The organism is Ancylobacter defluvii (assembly GCF_018390605.1).
GTDB lineage: Bacteria > Pseudomonadota > Alphaproteobacteria > Rhizobiales > Xanthobacteraceae > Ancylobacter > Ancylobacter defluvii.
The window spans coordinates 73819-95964 of the sequence record NZ_JAHBGD010000019.1; the positions used below are offsets into that span (position 1 = coordinate 73819).

General features: G+C 70.7%; 18 protein-coding genes. 1 reads left to right on the plus strand and 17 read right to left on the minus strand.

The annotated features are described in order from the left end of the window. Positions 1-91: 91 nt before the first annotated feature. From KHC24_RS14515 to KHC24_RS14585, 15 genes are all read right to left on the minus strand, one after another. Positions 92-1015 carry a DUF6734 family protein gene (locus KHC24_RS14515; protein WP_213364025.1) on the minus strand — a complete coding sequence of 308 codons (924 nt, stop codon included), beginning with the start codon at positions 1013-1015 and terminating at the stop codon, positions 92-94. Then, on the minus strand, positions 1012-3660 hold the full coding sequence (locus KHC24_RS14520; RefSeq protein ID WP_213364026.1) for a DUF6519 domain-containing protein: 2649 nt from the start codon (positions 3658-3660) through the stop codon (positions 1012-1014). Before KHC24_RS14520 ends, KHC24_RS14515 begins: the two co-directional genes overlap by 4 nt. A gap of 57 nt (positions 3661-3717) precedes the next feature. Continuing rightward, positions 3718-5892 (minus strand): hypothetical protein, encoded by a 2175-nt coding sequence (locus KHC24_RS14525; protein WP_213364027.1) that lies wholly within the window; start codon positions 5890-5892, stop codon positions 3718-3720. Then, positions 5889-8618, minus strand: a complete 2730-nt coding sequence (locus KHC24_RS14530; RefSeq protein ID WP_213364028.1) for a baseplate J/gp47 family protein — start codon at positions 8616-8618, stop codon at positions 5889-5891. Before KHC24_RS14530 ends, KHC24_RS14525 begins: the two co-directional genes overlap by 4 nt. Continuing rightward, positions 8615-11221 carry a putative baseplate assembly protein gene (locus tag KHC24_RS14535; RefSeq protein ID WP_213364029.1) on the minus strand — a complete coding sequence of 869 codons (2607 nt, stop codon included), beginning with the start codon at positions 11219-11221 and terminating at the stop codon, positions 8615-8617. The genes KHC24_RS14530 and KHC24_RS14535 overlap by 4 nt, the downstream gene beginning before the upstream one ends. Beyond that, positions 11218-11583, minus strand: coding sequence for a GPW/gp25 family protein (locus tag KHC24_RS14540; RefSeq protein WP_213364030.1), 366 nt, complete (start codon positions 11581-11583; stop codon positions 11218-11220). The genes KHC24_RS14535 and KHC24_RS14540 overlap by 4 nt, the downstream gene beginning before the upstream one ends. A gap of 3 nt (positions 11584-11586) precedes the next feature. Further along, positions 11587-11910 (minus strand): hypothetical protein, encoded by a 324-nt coding sequence (locus tag KHC24_RS14545; RefSeq protein ID WP_213364031.1) that lies wholly within the window; start codon positions 11908-11910, stop codon positions 11587-11589. Positions 11911-11923: 13 nt separating this feature from the next. Further along, positions 11924-12439, minus strand: coding sequence for a phage baseplate assembly protein V (locus KHC24_RS14550; RefSeq protein ID WP_213364032.1), 516 nt, complete (start codon positions 12437-12439; stop codon positions 11924-11926). Further along, positions 12436-13575: a PAAR domain-containing protein gene (locus tag KHC24_RS14555; protein ID WP_246546965.1), complete on the minus strand. Its 1140-nt coding sequence runs from the start codon at positions 13573-13575 to the stop codon at positions 12436-12438. Before KHC24_RS14555 ends, KHC24_RS14550 begins: the two co-directional genes overlap by 4 nt. Beyond that, positions 13575-13937, minus strand: a complete 363-nt coding sequence (locus tag KHC24_RS14560) for a LysM peptidoglycan-binding domain-containing protein (RefSeq protein WP_213364033.1) — start codon at positions 13935-13937, stop codon at positions 13575-13577. Before KHC24_RS14560 ends, KHC24_RS14555 begins: the two co-directional genes overlap by 1 nt. Further along, complete coding sequence (locus tag KHC24_RS14565; RefSeq protein ID WP_213364034.1) at positions 13934-14590, minus strand: hypothetical protein; 657 nt, start codon at positions 14588-14590, stop codon at positions 13934-13936. The genes KHC24_RS14560 and KHC24_RS14565 overlap by 4 nt, the downstream gene beginning before the upstream one ends. Positions 14591-14619: 29 nt before the next feature. Continuing rightward, the gene (locus KHC24_RS14570; RefSeq protein ID WP_213364035.1) at positions 14620-16521 is read right to left on the minus strand and encodes an eCIS core domain-containing protein; all 1902 of its coding nucleotides are present in this window, start codon (positions 16519-16521) and stop codon (positions 14620-14622) included. Between the two features lie 101 nt (positions 16522-16622). Continuing rightward, positions 16623-16880: a hypothetical protein gene (locus KHC24_RS14575; RefSeq protein ID WP_213364036.1), complete on the minus strand. Its 258-nt coding sequence runs from the start codon at positions 16878-16880 to the stop codon at positions 16623-16625. Further along, a complete protein-coding gene (locus tag KHC24_RS14580; protein WP_213364037.1) occupies positions 16877-18820 on the minus strand; it encodes an ATP-binding protein in 1944 nt (647 codons plus the stop codon). The genes KHC24_RS14575 and KHC24_RS14580 overlap by 4 nt, the downstream gene beginning before the upstream one ends. Then, a complete protein-coding gene (locus KHC24_RS14585) occupies positions 18817-20160 on the minus strand; it encodes a Pvc16 family protein (protein WP_213364038.1) in 1344 nt (447 codons plus the stop codon). The genes KHC24_RS14580 and KHC24_RS14585 overlap by 4 nt, the downstream gene beginning before the upstream one ends. A gap of 99 nt (positions 20161-20259) precedes the next feature. On the opposite strand from KHC24_RS14585, the gene KHC24_RS14590 reads away from it, so the two are divergent. Then, on the plus strand, positions 20260-20880 hold the full coding sequence (locus tag KHC24_RS14590) for a hypothetical protein (protein ID WP_213364039.1): 621 nt from the start codon (positions 20260-20262) through the stop codon (positions 20878-20880). Here KHC24_RS14590 and KHC24_RS14595 read toward each other — a convergent pair. Both KHC24_RS14595 and KHC24_RS14600 read right to left on the minus strand, forming a co-directional pair. Continuing rightward, positions 20877-21614, minus strand: a complete 738-nt coding sequence (locus KHC24_RS14595) for a T4 family baseplate hub assembly chaperone (protein ID WP_213364040.1) — start codon at positions 21612-21614, stop codon at positions 20877-20879. The genes KHC24_RS14590 and KHC24_RS14595 overlap by 4 nt on opposite strands. Continuing rightward, positions 21614-22138, minus strand: a complete 525-nt coding sequence (locus KHC24_RS14600) for a phage tail protein (protein ID WP_213364041.1) — start codon at positions 22136-22138, stop codon at positions 21614-21616. Before KHC24_RS14600 ends, KHC24_RS14595 begins: the two co-directional genes overlap by 1 nt. Between the last annotated feature and the right edge of the window lie 8 nt (positions 22139-22146).

The window sequence follows — 22146 nt, forward strand, 5'->3', positions numbered from 1 at the left end:
TCTCCCGACCGCCGCCGCACCCCGGCGGCGGTCGGATCGTTTGGCCGCCCCTGATCGCAGCGCCGATACGCGCGCCGGGCGCGATACCTACCTAGCCCAGCCATGCCGATGACGGACCGTTGCGCTCCGGGCTCGCCAGAAAATCGACCACGCGCCGATATCGTTCGGGGAAGTGGCGCGCGACCGCGTCCTCGAGATGGCGCGACATGTCCGGGTCGCGCTTGGAATCGGCGGCGAGGTGGGTGTAGCCGCGCGCATTGGCGCGGGCCAGGGCGTCGTCATGGCTGTCGAACAGATGCGCCATGGTGACGCCGGCAAAGGGCGAGCCGGCCTGGGCCTGATGATAGGCCAGGCATGCCGACAGCATCAGCTGCTCGAAGGTGACGAAGTCCTGGTCGCGCCGCGGCCGCTGCGCCCAGACGCTCTGGTTCGCCGGGTGCTCGATGAAGTCGATCGCCCGCTGCGCGTAATAGCGCATGAAGTCCACGCGGGTGCCGCCGACGATGCCGCAATTCTCCGCCCGCAGCTCGCCGCCGAACGGCATGTAGTGCTCGAATTCCTCCGGCATCCAGCCGCCATGGCGCCGGATGTCGTGCTCGATGCTCTCCGGCCGGTAGTAGGACGCGCCATAGAGCGAGATCTCCGGATTCTGGGCGAATACGGCGGTGTGCACCAGCGGCTCGGGCAGCGGCTCCCACAGGAACACGTCGCTGTCGATATGGACATAGGGCCGGTCCTGCTCGGCCTGGGCGTAGAGCTTGCCGATCGCCCACCAGTCGGGATCGTGCGCGTCGAGCGCGTTCAGGCCGAGGCTGACGGTGCCGAACCGCAGCCCCAGCGCGTCGACCAGCACCGCGGCGGCCTCGTCGTCGGCGACGAGGCAGGTGTCGGCATAGTGCCGGCTGGCGAGCTCAACGGAGAGCACCCAGGCCAGCAGATGATGCCGCGGAGTGAGCCAGCTCATGCGCCGCTTGGCCTTGAGCGGCTTGGTCCACAGCGACCATACCGCCCTCATGGCTCCCTCCGCCGTTCCATCATGCCGGCGCCGGCCACCAGCCGCCCGAAGCCGATGCCGAGGAAGCCGCCATAGCCGCCATAGCGGTAGCCGTAATAGGCCGAGGTCGGCGGCGTCAGCCAGAACCAGGTCTCGAAATCGGGCTCCGGCGCCGGCGTGGTGGAGAGGGTGCTGCGCTCCGAGGTCAGCTCCAGCAGCGAGCGCTTGACCACCAGCCGCGAGAGCAGGCGGGAATTCAGCCCGGCCGGCACCAGCGTCGTGGGCAGGTCGTTGCCATAGATGACCTGCAACCGGGTGAAGCGCGTCGTGCCGGTGCCGGCGGTCAGCAGGCCGAGCCGGCTGTCGGGAAGCAGCCGGGTGGTGATGGGAAATTCGAGGTCGGGGAAGGTGACCGGCTGTCCGGAAAACTGCGCGCTGCAGCCGAATTGCAGCCGCCGCCCGGTCTGCTTGATGTCGAGGGTGATGCGCCGCGGGTCGCTGGCGCCGAACACCGTCTTCTCATGCTGGCTGCCGGGGACGATCTGGCCGCCCTTGATCTGGCTGTGCGACACGACGAGGTTCGCCATGGCGCCGCTGAAGCCGATCGGCACCCAGACCTCGCGGGCGACGAACAGCGAGAAATCGGCCGGGGAAAGCCAGTTGTAGACGAGGCCGATGCTGCCGCTCAGCGGTTCCTCGCAGGTAAGGCCGACATAGGCGGCGTCCTCCTTCATCCGGTGACGATGCACCGCCATGGTCGGCAGCGTCACCGCCTGGGGGGTGGTCGAGGTCCCCGCCAGCGCCTGCGTCTGCACCACCACATTGCCGCCGCCCACCGCCCAGCGCGAGGCCGGGCCGCCATTGTCGAACACCTCGAACTCGCGCTCGAAGCTGACATTGCCGAGGCGCGGCACGTCCTTCTGCACGAGGTCGCCGAGAAACGACAGCGTCTGCGCATAGGGCCGCCAGCCGAGGATCCCGTCGCCCGCCAGCACGACATCCGCCGGCAGCGTCACCGGCTGGTAGGCAACCACGCCCCCGCCGGCACCGGCATAGGGCGCCGGCAGCCGGTAGGGAATCTCGGTGGTGACGTAGAACGAGCCGTCATTGACGCTGTCGGCGTCGATGCTGTCATGCAGCAGCACGTTCAGCCCATCGGCGAGCAGATTGACCGGGATCTCCTGTCCGGCCCGTATCGGCCGGGTGCGGCCATCGGCGTCCACATGCAGCGCCGAGGCGACCCGGATCCGGCCGGCGGCCGGGTTGAACAGCGGCCGCAGGTCGATCACCTCGGCGGTGCCGAGCAGCGCCAGCGGCACGCAATGCCGGTGCACGCCCTGCGGCGGCGCCCGGTCGAGCTTTTCCACCGAGGCATCGATGCTGCGCGCGGCGAAGGTCCAGCTGTCGCCGGGGCGGAACCCGCCATCGGCCTCGGCAAGGTCGAAGGCCACGCGGATGCCGCTCTCCAGCGCCACGGCGGTGCCGGCCGCGGCGGGTATCGGGATGGCACCGACGGCGCCGGCGGCATCGAGATCGGCCACCACGCCGCCGGCGCCGTCGCGCACGATGCCGGCCTGGTCCCAGCGGCGCAGCCGGGTGTGGCGGCGCCCCGGCGTATCGCCGCCGACACCGCTCGGCAGCAGATCCGCCGGCACCGGCGTGGCGAAGCTGATGCGCCGGCTCTCATGGTCGACATCGGCGATCTTCATGAGCGCGCCCGGCCGGGCCGCGAATTCCCTGTGGTCGTCGGTCACCTCCACCCATTGGCCGGCGTCGAAGCCCAGCAGCGCATCCCGTCCGGTGGAGGCCACATGCAGGAGGGTGTTGGAGATCACCTCGTCGACGGTGGTGGTCACGGTGGCGTTGTCGCGCGACCATTTGAACGTCGCCGTGCCCGGTGGCCCGCCTTCGTGTACCTCGACGCGGTAGAGCTGGTTCTCCAGCCCGCCATAGCCGCCGGAGGTGGCGATGAGGCAGGGATTGGACGGCTGGACGGCGGGATCGAGCTGCGTGGTCAGCCGGCCGGACGGCGCGCGCGGCCGCTGCACCCGCTGCCACAGCGCCGCCGCGGCCTGGACGACGCCGGTGCCGACATTCGGCAACACCCGTACCTGCCACACCGTCTGCAGCCGCGTCGTGGTGTCGACGCCGCCCAGCGCCTTCTCCAGCAGCGTGGCGTCCTCGATCGCCGTCACCTCGCGCTGCCAGACGTCGAGATAGACGAGATGCGGTCCGGCGCCGGCAGGCAGCGGATCGGGGGTCGGCCAATAGGGCTGCGCGGCATAATCCAGCGTCGCCGCGCCGAGGGCCTCGCCCAGCACGCCCGCCGGGCTGCGCCCGTCCGCCCTCAGCTCGGAAAGGTCGAAGGACAGCGGCGGCCCGCCATGGTTCTCGGCCAGCAGCCCGTCGACATAGATGCGGCCGCGCCCGATGGCGAGCGTCGGCGGGCCGCCGGCGGGGCCGAGGGTGATGCGGAAGCCGTCGACGGTCTCGCGCGGAACCCCGTGGCGCCCGAGCGCATCCACGGCATGGGCGCGCGCGCGCCGCTCGATGATCTCCGCCTGTTCGTTCCAGTCCGAATCGAGCCCGACACGTCCCTGCTGGAGGCGCACGAGGCTGAAATGCCGCCGTGCGTCGAAGCTGTTCCGACTATAGTCGCCGCTCATGGCATCCCCCCGAGATGACGCTTCGGTATGCCGGCCCGCTTGTCCGTCGTGCCCGCTTCAGGTCTCGTAGAACAGCCCGGCTTCGAGGCCGAACCGCAGATATTCCTCGACGCGGACCTTCAGATTGGTCTCGCGCTGGGATTGGAACAGAGTGTGGAAGGCCCCCATCTCCGCCTCGTCGTCGGCACCGGAGCGGATCTGCGCCGGGCAGCGGGTCGCGAGCTGGCCATAGCCGGGACGGCCATAGCGCCGCGAGGTGAAGCTGGGCTTCAGCCAGGCGAGGACGCCGGCGCGGAGGGCGGCGGCCTGCGCGTCGGAAAGCTCGGCGCCGGTCTCGCGCTGGCGCCGCTCGGTGGCGGCGGCGACCTCCTGGTCCGGCTGGCAGCGGTAGCGGCTCGGCGTCGCCGAGGCCGGCGGCACATAGGAGAAGCGCACGCATCCCTGTTGCAGGCGCTCGGCGCGCACCGGCACCGGCGTTGTGTCGGGTCCGGGCTCGGCCACCACGATGGCGTTGCTGACCAGCGCGAACTGCTCGGCGAAGAGGCCGCCGATCACGGTGGAGGACACCAGGGTCAGGCTGCCGCCGGGAGTGCCTGCCGCCGGGCCGGCATAGGCGAGCGCCGAGGCGGCGGTGGCGTCGACGATGCTGTCGGTGATGCTGGCCTGCGACAGCGCCGAGATGCGCAGCCCGCCGACGACCGAGCGCTCGATGCGGATGTCGGTTCCGGCGATGTCGGCGATCAGGCTGGGCGCGGCACCGGCCGGCGTCCCGTCGGCGGCCAGCGTGCGGCCCGGCACCAGCGTGCTGTCGCGGATCACCAGGCGGCGCAGCCCGGTGACGCCGGCGGCGGCCAGCACCACCGCCCCGCCGGCGATGACGAGACCGTCGAGCATCAGCGACGCCTCCGCCGCGGCATCGTTCACCGTCACCGCGAGGTCGGCGGCCAGCACCAGGGTCGGCCGGCGCTCATTGGCGGCGCGCAGGATCAGCGTACCGCCCGCCGGCACGGTTATGTTGAGCGTCTCGGCATAGGTCCGGTTGTCGGCGATCTCGACGATGCCGCCGGTGCCGGCCAGCTCGTCGAGCCCGGCCTGGATCGTCGGCTGGTCGCCGGCAGCCTCGGAGACGCGGATGACGGGCAGCCCCGCGGCGAGATCGGCGACCGACACGGCGGCGCGCTCATACTGGCCGCCGCCCATCGGGCCGCTGAAGCCGTGATGGAAGCTCACGCGCAGCTCGCTCCCGGCCGCCGGCGCGTCACGCAGCAACAGCCGCCCCAGCACCGGGTCGATGGCCACCGCCCTGGACGGGCCGGCCAGCGACCAGCTGTCCCCCGGCCGGTCCGACAGGTTGCACACCTCGATATCGCCGGAGGCCAGCGCCGCGAATTCCTCGCCCGGCGCCGCGCGGGTCTCGATCAGCAGGCTCCTGCCGGCGCCGTAATAGCGGTCGAGGCGGCGCTGCGTCCCCCCTCCGTCCACCGCGTCCCGTGCCGCCAGCACGCGGCGGCTGATCGGCGCGGGAACGTTGAGCGGGCTCGCCAGATGCGCGATGTGCGGCTCGGTCGCCGGATTGGTGAACAGCGGCATGTCGATGCCGAGCGGGTTGAAGCGGAAGCGCCGGTCGTCGAGCCGCGCCGGCATCGCCCTCTCCAGAGGAAACGCGTCGAGCCGCCACAGGAACAGCCCGACATTGGAGATGTTGTGCCGGCCGCGCCCGCGGGCGATCGACCGTACGTCGACGCCATGCGGCAGCCGGTCGAAGGCGGTGCCGAGGCGCTCCATCCCCTCCCAGCTGCGCAAATCGGCGGTGATTGCGGCGTGCGGGCGCAGATGGTTCAGATACTGCACGGCGGCGAGGCGCTCGAAGAACTCGACGACATGGGCGTTCCAGCCGGTGACGTCCTGCGCCAGCTGCTCCAGCACGCTCGCCGTGCCCTTGCGGCGGCGATAGGCGATGGTGTTGGCGACCTCGGCCCGCGGGCTCGACACCGTCGGCACCACGCCATGCAGAGTGCGGTAGCCGATCAGGCCGCCAATATAGGGCGCCACCCAGTCGGCGCAGGTCTCGATGAACTGGTCGTCATAGAGCTGGTCGAAATCCTCCTCGATCACCGCCACCTGCTCGGCGATCACCGCCATCAGGTCGCGCAGCACGCCGTCCTGCTCGGCGTCGCGCAGGCGGTAGATCGCCGGAAGCAGCGCGTACAGCGTCTTGGCGTCGAAGCTCACGGCATCACCTCCAGACGGTCGAACGGCTCGGCGGCCAGAACCAGCAGCTCGGCGCCGTCGAAGCCGCCATCGGGCCGGCGCGCCGCCGGGGCCGCGAGCAGCTGGGCATGGCGCTCGGGAGCGTTGTCGGGAGCGGTCGAGCGGTACAGGCGGTCCACCGTCACCGCCTCTATGCCGGGAACCGCACCGGCGGCGGCGAACACCTCGCTGAGGTAGAGCGGCTGGCCGAGGCTGCGGGCGCCGAAGCCGAACACCTCGCGCAGCCGCGCCTGCAGCGCGGCCAGCACCGCCTCGGTTCGCCGCCTGGGATCGACCTTGACCCGCAGCGCGAGCCGCACCCCGACCGGGCGGCAGGGCCCGGCGTCGAGGGCGACGAACGGGTCGCCGTCGACGCGCAGCGCCTGCAGCATGTCGTCCACCGCCACCACGGTCCCGGCGGCGCCGGCAACGGTGAGGAAGATGCGCCGCGCCTGCCCGTCCCAGATCAGCGTCGCCTGCGCCTTGGCGATGCCGGCGAAGCTGCGCGCATGGTCCTCATAGTCGCGCAGCGAAACGGTGCGCCCCAGCGTCAGCACGCTGGCGGGCGCGTTGAGGCGCGCCTCGCCCATCTGCTCGGGGTCCTGCGCGCCCTCGGCGGCGAGCGGGTTGGTCACCGCCTTGACGCCGAGCGGGCGCGAGGTGAGCAGGCTGAGCTGGTTGGCGCGCACCAGCCCCTCCAGCCCGGCGCCCTTGCGGTAGCTGGCGACGATATTGTCGCGCCCGCTCGGCAGGCGCGAACCGGCGGCGCCGTCGCCGAACTCGACCAGGGTGCTGCCGTCGTCGGCCAGCCGCGTGGCATACACCCGTTCGCGCGGGCCATGGCCGAACAGATACGGCACCTCGTCCCACAGCACGTCGTTGACGCGCACCGCCAGCGTCGATTGCCGCCCCTCCCCCTGCGCCGAGCGCACGAAGGTCAGCGGCGGCTGGCGCAGGGCGAAGCGCTGGAACACCGCGCCGGCATCGCCGCCGCCGAGAATGTCGCTGACGCACTCGCCATGCGTCGCCCGCGCCACATTGGCCAGCACCTCGGCCGAGGCCCGGTCATAGGCATGGGCCAGCGGCTTGCCGAGCCGCAGCCGGGCATGGGTCGCGTCCTCCAGCTCGACGGCCTCCAGCGTCGCCGCCTCGGCGATGACAGGGTCGTCCTTGCCGGCCGGGATGAAGACGAGCGGGCGCGTCATGGCGCCGATATCGATGGTTCCTTCGCGCCCGCCGGGGCTGCGCAGGCGCCAGCGCGTCGCCTTTCCCCCGGACAACTCCACCGGCGGGGCGGTGACGGTGAGCACCTCGCCGGCCGCCACCGCGAAGGTCTCGCCGGGCCGGTCGGCATCGGTGAGGGCGAGCCGCTCGCGCACACGCACCAGCGGCCGCTTGCCGCGCACGATCAGCCGGCGTCCGGCCGGCAGCTCCGGCACCAGGGCGCCGAGCACGATGGTCTCGCCCCACAGCGGATCGACGACCGGCGCCTGCGCGAAGTCCATCGCCTCGGGCTGCGCATAGACCGTCGTCAGGCGGTAATTGCCGGCGCCGAAGTCCTTCAGTCCCTCGCCGGTATCGAGGCGCAGCCGTGTCGACTTGCCGCTGATGAGAAACCGGGCCCGGCCGGTCTCCGCCGTGGCTTCGACGCGATACAGCGCCCTGGCATCGGGGCGGGCCAGCGCCAGCCAGCTGCCCGGCACGATGCCGGGATAGGCGTTGTCGAGATCGATGACGTCGTCCTCGATGGCGAAGGGCCAGTCCTCGGTCGGCAACTGGTTCGGGAAGTTGCGTCCCAGCTGCTGCGGGTGCAGCGCCGAAGGGTGCGGGGCGTTGTAGGCGAACAGCGCCGCCCGTTGCCGGAACACCAACAGCGACAGCTCGGCCTCCGGTCCCAGCGCCGATACCCAGGAGCCGAGGCCGCGGTCGAGGGTGATGGCGGTGCGCTCGGCGTCCACCTCGGCCTCCACCGCGACGATGGTCCGCAGTTCCCAGTTGCTGCGGCTGGCGGCGGCCAGCAATTGCCGGTCGAGCACCAGCACGGCGTCGCCGACCCGCAGCGACAGCGCGAGGCCATTCAGGAAGGCGATGCGGTCGCCGCTGCGCAGCCGGTGCGGCACCGATTGCCGGGGCTTGAGCGCGTTCCACGCCACCCGCCCGGCGATCGCCTCCACCGTCTCGAAGCTCTGGCTGCGCTCGCCCGGTCCGGGAATGCTCTGCACCCGCGAGCCGACCGGAATCGCCGCCTCCGCCACCGCCTGCTCGGGTGCTCCCGGCGCCGGCTCGAGGGTGAAGGCGAGATCGACCGAGGCCGCCATCCCCGGCCGCCGGCGATAGCCGATCAGCCGTGCCAGCTCGGTCACCGACAGCGATTCGCCGGCGGTCGTCAGATAGGCCTCGTTGGCGATGCGCTCCTGATAGAAGGTCAGCACGTCGCAGGCGGTCGCCCAGCCGTCGATCAGCGCGATGGCGAAATCATCGTCGGCCCGGGTGGACAGCCGGCCGAGGGCGGGAAACCGCGGCGAGGACAGCAGTGCCAGCATCGCCTGCTTGAACGCGGCATGGGTGCCGGCGCGGTAGGCGATGGCGGGCTGGCCCGGCGGGTTGTGGCGGGCCGCCGGCAGCGCCGCCGAGGTGCCCTGGCAGCAGCCGCAATCATCGGTCGATGCCGGCAGGGAGGCGTCGCCGACGATGATATCGTCGCTCATTTGCCGCCTCCGATGGTCAGGCGCAGCACGCCGTGCTCGGGAAAATTGCGGTCATTGTCGAGGCGGGCGATCTCCAGCCGGCCGAGATCGAGCCGGCTCTCGTCCAGCGCCCGCCGGCTCGGCAGACCCTGGCGGTGAAAGCGCGTCACCTCCACCGAGACCACGCCCGGCACCGCCTGCGCCGCCGCATAGATCGCGCTCAGATAGATCGGCTGCGCGAAGGTCAGGTTGTCCGGGTGGAACAGGCCGCGGCGTCCGTCGCCCAGCGTCCGGCTGCCGAGCGCCTGCATCAGCGCCGCCCGGATGTTGCTGCGGAAATAATCCGGCGCGACCTGTACCGACAGGTCGAGTTCCAGCGGCACGAAGCGCGGCGAATCCACCTCCACATCATAGCCGGCCATGCGGAACGGCTCGAGCCGGCCCCGCAGGCCGGCCTCGAACTCCTCGGTCACCGCCGCCCCGCCGGTGCGATCGACGGTGACGAAGGCGGTGTGCCAGCTGCCGGTCCAGCGAAAGGTGGCCGCCGCCCGCTGCACCCCGTCCTGCCGTTCGGCGAGCGCGGCGTAATCCGCCGGCGTCACCGCGCGTTCCAGGGTGCGGAAGGCGAAAGGCGCCTTCTGCCGCGCCTCCTCCATGCTTTCGGGCTCGGTGCCGCCGCGTGCCGGCAGCGGGTTGGCGGCGCCGGCGATCCGGGCATCGTCGATGACCACATGCACCAGCGCGCGGGCACCGACATTGCCGGCCCGGCCCTGACCGATCCGGTAGGTGGCGGAGAAGGCGCTGCCGGGCTGTGGCCGCATGCCGTGGCGGTCGTCGCCGAAGCGCAGCCGTACCTCGCCATCGGCTTCGATTTCGGCGACGAAATGGCGGTCGGATGCCTCGCTGCCGAGCAGGTCCTGCCGCGCCTCCCAGCGGGGCCGGCCCGGCGCCGAGGTTTCGGTAAGCGCGATGGCGGGTCTCAGGCCGGCAGGCGGCATCGTCATCGCCGCAGCGGCGGAAGGCGGCGGCGCGGCGCCGAACCCCGCCTCGTGGGTGAGCGGCCGGGCGCCCAGCGCCGGACGGAACCGCGGCGGCACCGCTTCCCGCGTCGGCGGCGTGCAGGGCCCGCCGGCCTGGCTCACCATGAACAGGTGCGGCGGCGGCACCGCGCCGAGCGGCTCCTCCGCCAGGGTGCGGCCATGGTCGGCGAGAACGATGTTGCCGCGCGCCATGCTGACATCGGACACCGCCACTTCGCCATGGGCGAGGTCGGTGCGCGAGGAGACGCACAAGGCGAAAGGCAAGGCGTCGTCCTCGTGCCAGCGCAGCTCGGTAATGGCCTCACCGGTCACCGCATCGGTCAGCGGTGCGGGTGGATCGGCCTCGTTCTGCTTCGGCGCGAAGGCACGCACCGCCGTCAGCCGCACGGCATGCCGCATGGCCAGATCGGCATCCTCGGGGCGGCCGGTGAGCGGCCCCAGAACCTCTTCGAAAACCAGCAGCTTGCCCGGCTCGCCATCGGCCGCGGCAAGGTTGGGGAAATGGCCGCGCAGCGTGGCGCGCACCGCGCCCTTGGGCAGGCAGCACGCGCTGTCGCCCCAGGTATAGAACGGCATGAGATGGTGCGAGGTGAACAGCCGCAGCGGGTGCAGCGTCTCGAACACCGTGGGATTCTGGCGCAGCGCCAGTTCTAGCGGCGCCAGCCGGCCCGGAAGGGGATTGGTGAGCGGAATGCATCCACCGGCGCCGACGACCTGGGTCAGCAGCATGCTGCCCTGCGGGACGAGGATCGGCCGTCCCGGCTCGTCGTCATCGGCCTCGGGAGCGACCAGAAGCTGCACGAAGGCGCGTGCATTGCTGCCCTCGTGCAGGCGATAATCCACCAGCCGCGCGTGGCGCCGCACCGATATCCGCCGGCGCGCCGTGCCGAGATAGGCCTCGGTGGCGACAGCGTCCTGCCGGTAGCTCAGATGGTCGGCGACATAGGCGAGCACCTCGACGAGGGCGATGCCGAGATCGGCCGGCCCACGGTCGCGCCAGTCCGGCATCAGCAGCGACAGGCGATCCAGCATCAGCCGGCGGAAGCTGGCATAGTCCTTGGCGAGGTAATCAATGTCCGGCGCCTCGCCGGGCTCGGGCGCGCAGCGATGATCGTCCTGGCAGTCGAAATCGGTCGGGCACTCGACCTTGAAGGAGAAATCGATCGCGGCCAGCGGCGGATCGAAACCGGCATGCGGCGACGGATCGGTGCGGGATCGTACGAGGCGCAGCCGATAGGCCGAATAGTCGCCGGCGGCATCGGTGCGCACCACCAGCGTGGCGGCGGCCTCGGGCAAGCCGGCAAAGAAGCTGGCGTCCTCCGGGCCGAGATCGGCGGGCGGGATCGCGTCCGCCGGATGCGCCCACAGCGCGCGTATGGCGGTGATCCGCTCGCCCCCCTCGATCGCCACATTCTCGGCGGCAAGCCCGGCGGCCGGGCGCAGCAGGCGGACCAGAAGCGTGCGCTGGCGCGGCGTCGCCGAGGGAGCGGCGCGGTCGAGCACTTCGAGGAAGTCGATGCCGTTCAGCGTGCTCTCGCTGCGCACCAGATCGCGGCGGTTCTCGTTGCAGCAGGAATAGATCATGGCGCCGGCGCCCCCCGCGCGAAATCGGCGACCGACCGCTGCTGGGTCCGGCGGTTGACATAGACCACCCGCACGACGAGGCGTGCATCCTCCGCCTCGATCTCCACCGCATCGACCACGATCAGGTCGCCGAGCCATTGCTGAAGCGCGCCCTGCACCAGGAACTGCACGGTGGCGGCGAGTTCCTGGCTGTTCGGGGCGAAAACCAGTTGCAGCACGCCGCTGCCGAAATCCGCCCGGTTCACCCGCTCGCCGGGCGAGGTGAACAGCACCTGCTCGATCTGCTGGCGAACATACTCGTCGTCACCGGCCTGGGCGGTACGCGACCGCCCGTCGAAGCGGAACGGATAAGCGAGATGCATGGCCTAGCTCCCCATCACCCGCGTCTGCATCACCACCGGCATCAGCGGAGTGCCGGTGGGGGCGCATATGGACTGGCTGTCCTGCAGCAGCACCGGCTGGCCAAGGGCGGTGACGCGCAGCGCCGCGGTGACAAACTGCCCGGTGAGGCACGGCCCGTTGCCCGCCGGTGGCGGCGGCATGGCGCAGCCGGCGACCATATAGGGGCTGGCAATGGTGACCACCGGCTGGCCGCTGACCAGCACCCGCGGCACCGGCGTCGCCGGCTGCGCCTGTCCGCCATGGGCGCACAGGACGGTGGCGCCGACATGCAAGAGAAAGCCAGGCATTGCCGTCTCCTCCTCAGATCACGGTGAGCGCGCCGTTGTTGATGGTGACGGAAGGGCCGACCATGACCAGGCTCGCACCCTTGCCGTTCTGGATGTAGATGCCGGTATCGTTGACGATCAGCGTCGCGCCGGTGGCGCTCTTGATCATGATACCGCCGGTCGGGCCCGGCACGTCGTTGATGGTGAGGCCGTTCTGCAGCGTGGTCTGCAGGGTGATGCCGGGCACGGCGGGCGGCACCATGCGCGCCAGCGCCGGCACCTCGGCGCCGCTGCCCCAGTAGCCGCCGACCCAGATCGGGTGGTTGGCGTCGCCCTTCTCGAACTCGACCCACACGCCCGAACCGATCACCGGCACGGTGAACATGCCCATCTGCATGCCGGCGACGGGGACGCAGGGCATCGCCCAGCTCGACAGCATCACATTGGAGACGTCGGGCACGATCAGCTGGATGCGCCCCATCATCATGGGATCGACATTGTTGATGCAGGTGCCGCGATACTTGCCCAGGAAGCGGTTTTCGGCGGTCATGCGGGCACCTGCGGCAAAGTGGAGATGACGCCGTTGCGGGCGAGCTCGAAGGATTGCTTGTAGTGCCCGCGCCGAATCTCGTGGGTGACGCGCGAGACGTAATAGAGCCCGTCGAAAGCCAGCCCGGCGCCGCGCAGCCCGACCAGCCGCCGGGACTTCAGCACCTGGCCGTAGCGCAGCACGTCGAGGCTGCCGCTGGCGAACACGCAGTCGCTGTGCTGAGAGGCATAGGCGATGCCGCGCATCAACGCCGCCAGCGGCGACAAATGGGTGGTGTCGTTCATCAACGTCACCTTGGGCGGCAGCGGCGGCACCGCGCCGAGCGGCGGGTTCAGCGGCGTGACGTCGGGAATGGGAATCGGAATGGGCGCCTTGCTGATGGATTCCTGGATGAACACCACCGGCAATTCCTTGCGCTCCTTGTCGTAGCGGAAGTTCAGCTGGTCGACATTGGTATGGGCGTCCATGTCGATGCTGAGCGCCGGCTGCGGTGGGCCGACGCGAATTTCCGGCCCCCAATAGGCGACGCTGGCGCCCGGCACCGGCCCCGGCTCGATATAGAAGACGTAGCCGCATTGCTGCGCCAGCGACTTGACATAGTCGAGGTCCTTGCCCTGCTGCACCGGAATGCGGTCGGTCGGCAGCGGGATGTCCTCGACCACGCTGGGGATGGTCAGCGGGATGAGCCCGAGCCAGGCATATTTGGCGATGATGAGCGCCACGCGGGCCACCGGCGGCATCGCCGGATAAGGCAGGCCCGAAAAATCGATATAGCCCATGACGGTACTCAGATCCTTGCCCTGGACCTTGAGCGTCGCGGGGCCGCCGCCGGTGCCGGGCTCCATCTGATGATGCGTCATCACGCCATCGATCAGCACATTGGCCGTCCCGTTGATCGTCACCACCACGATCACCCGTACCAGTGGGATCGAAGCGCCGCCGGACACGAGGAACAGCGTGGCGAGCGGCGAACGGCGGTCGAGCGCGAAGGTGAGATCGAAGCCGCTCTGCGTATCGCCCGCGGCATTGGTCACCTGCACCGAGGTCAGGGCGTCGAGCACCTCGCGCGGCACCGGCACCGGCACCCCGGGACCGATCAGCAAGGTGAGATGGATGCCCTGGATCCGCATCGCCATCAGTCCCCGAACGGTCCTGGAATGCCTTCCGGCAAGGTGATGCGCAGGCGCCGGCCGACGGTCTCCACCAGTTCGTCCGGCCGGATGGCGCCATTGGCGTCGCACAGGCTCCAGAACCGCTCGGGGTCGCCGAGATAGCGGGCGGCGAGACGGTCGAGCCGCTCTCCCTGCGCCACGCTGTGTTCCTGCAGCAGGGCGAACCGCTCCGGCGGCGGCACGAAGCGGCGGGCGAGATAGACCACAACCGTGCCGTCCGGCCGCACCAGCTGGCGCGTCGGCACGTCGTGGTAGCGGCTGTTCGGCGGAAAGTCCGTCGTCTTCAGCACGCCCGCCTGAAACAGCGCCTGTACGGGGTCGTTCATGGCAGTCCTCCAATACCGAGAACGCCGAGGCTACTGGCCGCCGCCCTGGCCGCCATCTGCTCCTTGGCCTGCAGATAGCTCATGAACAGGCTGCCGCCCCGATGGGCGAAGCCGAGATCGTCGACGCTCAACACCCGCATGCCGAGGCTGACCTTGGCGCGGATCGGGTTCAGGTTGGCGTCGAAGGCTTCCTCGGTGACGCTGAACTCGGTGATCCGCACCGGCACGATGCGGTTCTTGCTCCAGATGAACAGTGTGAGCGGCGCCTCCATCGGCGCGATCTCGAGCGTGCCGCTTGCCGCCCGGGCATTGTTCGCCTGCAGCTGGCTGCTGCTCGGATAGACCATGATCTCCAGCGCCGCGAGCTGGGGAAACACGCCTAACCCCGTGGCGGCCGGATTGGCCTGCGGAAATTCCAGCTGGTCGGTGGCGTCGATCTCGGCGTCGATCTTGATGGTTTCGACCGCCGGCCCCTTCAGCCGCAGCGCCTCCGCGCGCTGGCCGTTCTCGCCGATGCCCTGCACCTGCAGGCTGCGGCTGACGCTCTCGGGATTGTACTGCAACGCGATGACGCGCTGCACCGCCGCGCCCTCGGTGGCGATCTGCACGATGCCGCCCTTGATCAGCTTCGGCGAATTGGGAAAGGAGGTCATCGGTCAGCCGCTCCCACCGTCTTGTGCTTTCATGGGTTCGCCGCCGGTTTGATATTGCGGTAGGGGAGGTCGATGGTGGCCTCCTGCGTGCGGAGCCCCAGTTCCTGAAGCTCCATCTGCAGCCTCCAGATCAGTGTGCCCCGGGTCGCCGCCGGCATGTCCGGTATCTGGTCGATGGCCTCGATCATGATGCGCTCGAACTCGACGGAGGAGCAGGTGCTGTGCCCGGCGCGCCGCTGCGCCATCGCCCAGTTCTTCCAGTAATTGTCGAAGGCGGCGTGCCACTTGGGCGTGAGGAGGGTGGTGAGCGCGCTGCTGCGGCTGTAGCCTTCGACGTTGCGAAGCGCCGAGGTCGCGCCGATATGCGCCGATTCCAGATCGGCGCCGGTCACGCCATATTCGCTGCGTACCGCCGGTGCCGTCGAATGGGTCTGGACGGCCGCGTCGACGGTTCCCGGCTCGCCCTTGGGGCCGATCAGCCCGCCAGCCCGCGCATCACGGGCGGCTCCGCCGGCCCCGCCGCCGCGCGCGTCGCCGGTCCCTCGCGGCTCGAGGCTCAGATCCTTCGACAGCTCGGTCCAGATCTCCTCGCCGCGCGGCTTCGGTGCCGGGCCGCCTCCGCCGGGCGCCTGCGGCGCAGGCGAAGGCGAGTTCCCCGAACCACCGCCGCCGGCGCCCGTGGGCGGCACGGCCACCGCATAAGAGGCGATGGATTGCAGTTTGGAGGTTGCGGCGATCTCCTGCACGGCGGCGACCGGGACACGCACGATCAATCCCTCGGCAGTCACCAGTTCGGCGGTCGCCGAGGGGGGAGGTCCGCGATAGGGCCTGCCACCGCCCTTTCCCTTCAGCCCCCGCGTGAGAAGGGCGACGACCACGGCGACGAAGCCGCGGGAGAGCGCGCGGGAAAGTGCCGCGCCCGAAGCGCGCAGTTCGGCCTCGGACGAGGCATTGATCGCCGAGAAGAAAGTAATCAGGTCGCGCACGATGTCGAACAAGGCCTTGCCGACGAAGATCGCCGTGATGGTAAGCGTGGTCAGGGCCAGGGCGTCGGCAACCCAGCCGGCAGGCGTCGCCTGGGCGGCGATATAGAGGATGGCGAAGCCGACCAGCGCGGCGATCGATTCCGGGGAGAACAGGTGCTGGACCTCCCGCACCACGTCGGCGCCGAGGGTCTCGCGCGCGAAGCCCCAGGCGCGGCTGAGCTTCTCGGTCTTGGCGAGATTGGCGATCTCCGAAGCCACCGGCGCGGGGGCCGGTGTCGGCGTGGCCGCCGGCGCGTTCTCGACCGCGTCCACCATCCGGGCGACACGGCTCTGGCCGCCGGGGTCGAGAGTGTTCGCCGCAGTGCGCAAATGGGCGCGCTGATCGGATGGAAGCGCCTGCAACGCATTGCGCACCATGCTGTCCGGCTGCTCTTCCAATATTCGCACCGCGCGATCGAAGTCGCCGGCCAGCAGGGCGCTGTTGAGATCGGCGCCCTCTCCTTCTTGGCGCTGGATCCCATGGGTACGCTGCTGGCGCGGGGAGGCGGCACGGTCGCGATCCGCGATCCGTGGGGCAAGGACGCTCGCCTCCCGCTCCGCCGGGTCGTCGGCCGGCGCAATTGCGTTTTTCGCCCGGCTGCTGTCGGCGGTGTCCGGCTGCGCCACATGCGCCAGTTCGTGCGCCAGGAGCCGCCGTCCCTCGGCGGTCTGCGGCGAGAGGCGGCCGGTGCCGAAGACGATGCGGGACCCGCTCGTATAGGCCACCGCATTGATCGCCCTAGCGGAAAGTCCGGCCCGGTGGTCGCAATAGATGCGCACCTGCGCGAAGTCGCGGTTGAAGCGCGGCTCGAAATGGGCACGGGTCGGCTCGTCGAGTGGCCGGCCCGGCGAGGACAGCACCTCGTTTACGATGGCGGGAGCCCGCTCATTCGGTCGTGACGACACGCCGCCGGCGCGCGCCGGCGCCTCCCGGCGGTGCGTCGGGGCGGCCCGGGCCGCCGATGCGGACGCGGGCATTGTGCCGGCACGGACTGCGGCGGCCACTTTCATCGCTTCAGCCCTCCCATGACCTGGCCGGCAATAGCGACGCCCAGACGCTGCGGGCCGGCCGACACCGGCACCGCCATCGTCCCGGCATCGACATGGCCGGCAGGCCGCGGCACATCGGCACCCGTCCCCGCCTGTGCCGCCAGCCGGCGCGCCAGCTCCCGCTCCACCGCGCGCCGCAACGCGCCGGCATCGCTGGGCGCGACGCCCTCGACCACCAGCCGGTCGATGCTGAGCTCCACGATGGGCCGGCTCATTGCCATCCCCCCAGTTCGGTGCTCGTCACCGGCTTTTCCAGCTTGGCGTATTCGGTGAGGGCGGCCTCCCTTATGTGCTCCATGCCGACCGCCTCGTCGCGGCCGGCGGCGAGAAACGCCGCGTTCATCGCCACATTGCGTATATGCCCGCCGGCAAGGGTGAGCTGGGCGAGACGGATGGGGTCGAGGCCATGGGTCGGAGTGTCCTCCGGGAAGGCGCGACGCCAGATCTCGCAGCGCTGCGCCGCATCCGGGAACGGGAACTGCACCACGAAACGGATGCGCCGAAGGAAGGCCTGGTCGATGGCGTTCTTCAGGTTGGTGGTCAGGATGGCGAGGCCGCGATACGCCTCCATGCGCTGGAGCAGATAGCTGACCTCGATATTGGCGTAGCGGTCGTGACTGTCCTTCACGTCCGAGCGCTTGCCGAACAGCGCGTCCGCCTCGTCGAACAGCAGCACCGCGCCGCTCTCCTCGGCGGCGTCGAAGATCCTCTTCAGGTTCTTCTCGGTCTCGCCGATATATTTGCTGACCGTCTGGCTGAGGTCGATGCGGTAGAGATCGAGCCCGAGATCATTGGCCAGCACCTCGGCCGCCATGGTCTTGCCGGTGCCGCTCGCCCCGGCGAACAGGGCGCTGATGCCGAGCCCGCGACCGGTCTTGCCGGCGAAGCCCCAGTGTTCATAGACGGTGGAGGCGTGACGCACATGCATCGCCATCTGGCCGAGCAGCGCGATCTGCGGCGCCGGCAGCACCAGATCGTTCCAGGTGGCCCGCGTGTCGATGCGCTGCGCGAGCGCGTCGAGGCCGCGGCGCGCCTGCACCCGGCAGGCCGCCCACAGCCGTTCGCCGAAACGGTCGGGATCGGCCCCATCGGCCCGTGCTGCCGCGCAGGCCGCCTCGATGCCGGCGCCATCCAGCCGGAAGCGATCCACCAGCGGTTCGAGCCGTCCGTTCAGGCCGGTCGCCAGCGCCCCCAGCGTTCCCGTCCACAGCACCCGCTGCTCGGCGGCGTTGGGCCGGTTCACCTCCAGCCGCCGGCTGGGCCGCCGCGGCAAGGCCAGCGGCTCGTCCAGCGCCAGCATCAGCGGTCCTGTCATTTCTTCCACGAAGGCGAGCAGGCTGCGCCCGTCGCGCTCGCCGGTCCCGTTCAGAAACAGCGCGCCGCCGCCGAGCGCCAGTTCGCGCTCGCAAAGCCGCGCCAGGGCGCTCCGGTCGCGCGGCACGGCGGGGAGGTCCTCGGCATGCAGTCGCAGCAGCGTCATCCCGGCGGCCTCGCACGCCGCCGCCGCCGCACGGGACTGGCCGAGCGGGTCGTCGCCGCAGAGCTGGATGACCGGCCATGGCGGCCGGCCGGCCCCGCCGGTCCATAGCTGCGCGATCCTCTGCGCCGTCACAGCCTGAGAGGCGGTCAGGGCGCCGCCCGGCGCGACCTCGGACAACAAGCCGTCGAGGCGCGGGTCCGGGCAGTCGATACCCGCGAGATAATGCAGGATCGGCTCATCGATGCCGAGCGGCGCCTCAGCCAGCGCCTCGCCGCGGCCGGGCTCGATCAGGCCCCATCGACGCAGCGGACTGGTGGGGGCGATGGCGCTCCAATGGGCGCCGGGGAGCACCGCCAGCGCCAGCCCAAAACTCGGGGCGCGGCGGCGCGGATCGGCATGCAGGGTGGCGCACAGCCGGGCCACGCCGGCATCGAACTCGGCACCGGCGCAGAGCAGCAGCAGATCGCGCTCGAACGGCGACAGCATGAAGGTGGCGCATAGCCGACCAAGCATGGTCTGCGCATCGACGGGCGGGATCGGTCCACCATCATCGGCGGCAGCCGACGGCGCATTTCCGTCGAGATGGCGCTGGAGCAACAGCCGCACCCGTTCGATCTGCGCCGAGAGATGGCGCTGGTTCCGGTCCATCCAGCTGGAATCCGCTGTAGCCCTCATGGCAGCGTCACCTGCTGGGTCGGGTCGAACGCCGGCGGGCGGGCGGTCCGGTCGATGAGGAGGCTGTCAATGCCGTCGACGCGCAGGCGCAGCGGCACGATCTGGCCGGCGGCGAAGCCGGCACTGCGGAACGTCACCGTCGTCGCTTGCGGCGTCGCGAGCGGCTCGGCCGGCAGTTCGCGGCTGCCGACGATGAGCGACACCGCCGCGCTCTGGCGCACCGGCGGGGCGCAGACCACGGTGAAAGTGACGATATCCGCCGCCCGCGCCGTATTGATCTGGCGGATCAGCGGCGCCAGCACCAGCGGCAGCACATTGGTGGTCCGCACTTCGCCGCCCGCATCGCGTATCTCGGCGCTGACGCGGTAGACGCCGACCTGCCAGTTCGCCGGATCATTTTCCGGCGGGGTGGGAGGCGGCGGCGGCGCAGCGACCGCCGGCGGCAACTCGACGGTGATCGTGCCGTCAGCCGCGGTGGCGGCGGCCAGCGTCAGCGCCGCGCCGTCCGGTTCGGCGGCGAACCGCACCGTGACCTGCTCGCCCGCCAGATGGTGGCCGTCGAGGCGGATGGTTTCGCCGAGCCGGGCCGCTCCCTGCTGCCGCGGTGGCACGAGCGCGATCAAGGTCGGGATGGCCGGCACCAGCGAGGCCTGCAGCACGATGCCGGCATCACGGCCGGTATCCGGATCGGGCTGGCCGCGCGACAGCACCGGCAGCGGCGTCCGCTTGGGACGCGGGCGCTGGATCAGCACCACCGAGACCTCATAGGCGGTACTGGTGCGGTAATGCGACTGGAACGCGGTCCAGAGCTTCGACATGTCGTCGGTGCTCAGATGGCGCGGGCGGATCTTGATCAGTTCGACCTGCTCGGCAAGGTCGGACATCGTCAGCGCCTGAAGCGCCGCGCCGGCCATGCCGCCGCCGGGCGGATTGGCCAGCACGTCGCGGATGAAGTCGCGGCTCAGCACCGCGTTCTCGTGCAGCAGCTGCATGGCATGGCCAAGCAGGATCTCGCCCTGGAACTCCAGTTCGCCATAAGCGGTGAGGAGATAGTGCAGGTCGAGGGCCAGCATCGGATCGATCAGACGGTCGGCGCGCGCGTCCCGGCTCGGCAGGTCGCGGCCGGTCCAGCCGGCATTGGGCGACACCTGATGCAGGAACAGGTTCAGCTGCGTTGCTTCGGTCGCCGGAGCGCCATCGCCCAATATGCGGTCCGGCGGCAGTGCCGTCACGGTGACGGTGCCGCCCACCGCCCCGGCTATGCCGGACGCCACCAGCCCGGAATGCAGCATGTCCTGCATCACGCGGGTCACTGCGGCGATGGCGAGGCCATTGCTCATCGCCGCCCCCCGGCGTCGCCTCGCAGATAGTCGTCCAGCGTCATCAGGCGGCTGGCGGGCCGGGTGGGCGGTGGCACCACGGCCGGCGCCCTCACCTCGATGCTGCCGATGCTGACCCGGACGATCGGCGCGGCTTCGGGGGCCGCAACGACCGGATGCGGGGCCGTCTCGCCGGCGGGCGCACGCGGCGCTTCCGGCGCTCGCGACACCAATGTCGGCGTACGGCTTGGCGAGGCGCTCCCCTCTGGAACCGCGGATGCCGGCGCGGGCGGCTCCGGTACGGGAGGGAGGGAGCGCGGGACGACGCTCCGGTGCTCCGGCGGTGCCATCTCGGTCGGTGCGTACGAAGGCGCGGCGGCGGCGGCCGAAGCCTCGGCCGCCGGTAGCGGTGATGGTGACGAGGTTCGAGGCTGGGCCGGCGCCGGTGCGGCGGCCGCGCGAACGGTCGGCCCGGCGGGCGGCGGGACGACCGACGGCGGCGGCGATTCGGCAGCCGGTGGCGCCGGATCGGAAACGGCGCCGCGCAAAGGCAGCGGCGCGACGATCGGACCCGAGGGCGCGGTCGCCGGCTGGGAAGTGGCATGCGCGGAAACCGGCGCCGCGGGTGTTTGCGGTTCGGCGGCTACCGCCTCGAACCGCGAGGCATGGCGCGGCAACGCCACCGGCATCGCCCCCTTTGCGCGTCGCGCCAGCCGGCTGAACAGGTCGCCCATGGGTTAGCCCGCCCATGCCAGGTAGCTTTGCCGGCGGGTCGGGCTCATTTCCAGTATATCGCGCTCGGACCAGCCATAGGCCCGCGCCAGCAGCGCCACCTCGCCGACCAGTCGACTGGCGTGATGGCCGATCTCGTCCCAGAGAAGGGCGGGCACATCCAGGGCAAGCGACCATCCGAAACCGCAGCCGGGACAGGCGACGTCGAAGCTGACATCGGTCAGCGGGTCGAGTGCAAGTATGGCATCGGACGCCGCAGCCCGCGCCATATCCGGCAATGCCGCGACGGGAATGGAATGTCCGTCTTCGCCGGTGGCGGTGACGCAGGCGGCGAACAGCAGGGCTTCGGCGGTGGCGGCATCGGCGCAGCGCTCCGCCGCCGCCAGGTCGCGGCTGTCGGGCGGGCGCACCGTCAGATGATAGCCGCCGGCCCGTATTGCCAGCGGCTCGACGGCCTCGTCAGGCCCTCTCCCGGTCAGCAGCGCGTCGACATCGATCGGAAACTCCAGCGCCGCGGCGCAGGCCGGGCAATCGGCGAAGGCGTTGAGCCGTTCACCGAGCGTGGCCGCCCGGATCGTCAGCAGCGCGCGGTCGCGCGCGCCCAGCGGCAGCCGTTCCAGAGCCTCCGGCGCGGCGGTCGGCGCCGCGGCGGCCAGCACCAGCAGCGCGCGCGCCCCGGAATGCTGGCCATGGCCGGCCTCCCAGATCCGCAGCACGTCGGCGCCGGAGAGCCCACGCCACATCACTCGGGCTCCGTGAAGGTGGGCTCGCTCGGCTCGGCGACCTCGTAGTCGCGCTCCCACCCCTCGTTCTCGAGCTTGATCGACTGGATCGCGACGGCGTTCGCGTTGGCGTCGAGATCCGGCAGCGCCTGATATTCCGAGACCCAGCAGCGGAACACCTTGTAAGCGAGCGCCAGCTGGCCGGCCTCGTTGTAGACCTCGACGATGATGTCCTTGCGGAAGTCCTTTAGCGATACCTCGGCCCCGAGCCCGGAGGCGAAGTTCCACACCTTGGAGGCCCATCTCTCGAATTCGGCGTCGTGGGTGACGCCGCGCTCCAGCGAGATCGCGTCATATTTGGTGCGGCCGGGGGATTTCCGGCCGGTGGACGGGTCGCCGCCCTCGCGATGCTCGACGACTTCGGTCGAGCGCTTCAGCGCGCCCACCTTGCTGATGCCGGCGACGTAGCGCCCGTCCCATTTCACCCGGAACTTGAAGTTCTTGTAGGGGTCGAAACGCTGCGCATTCACGCTGAACTGAGCCATCGTCGTCC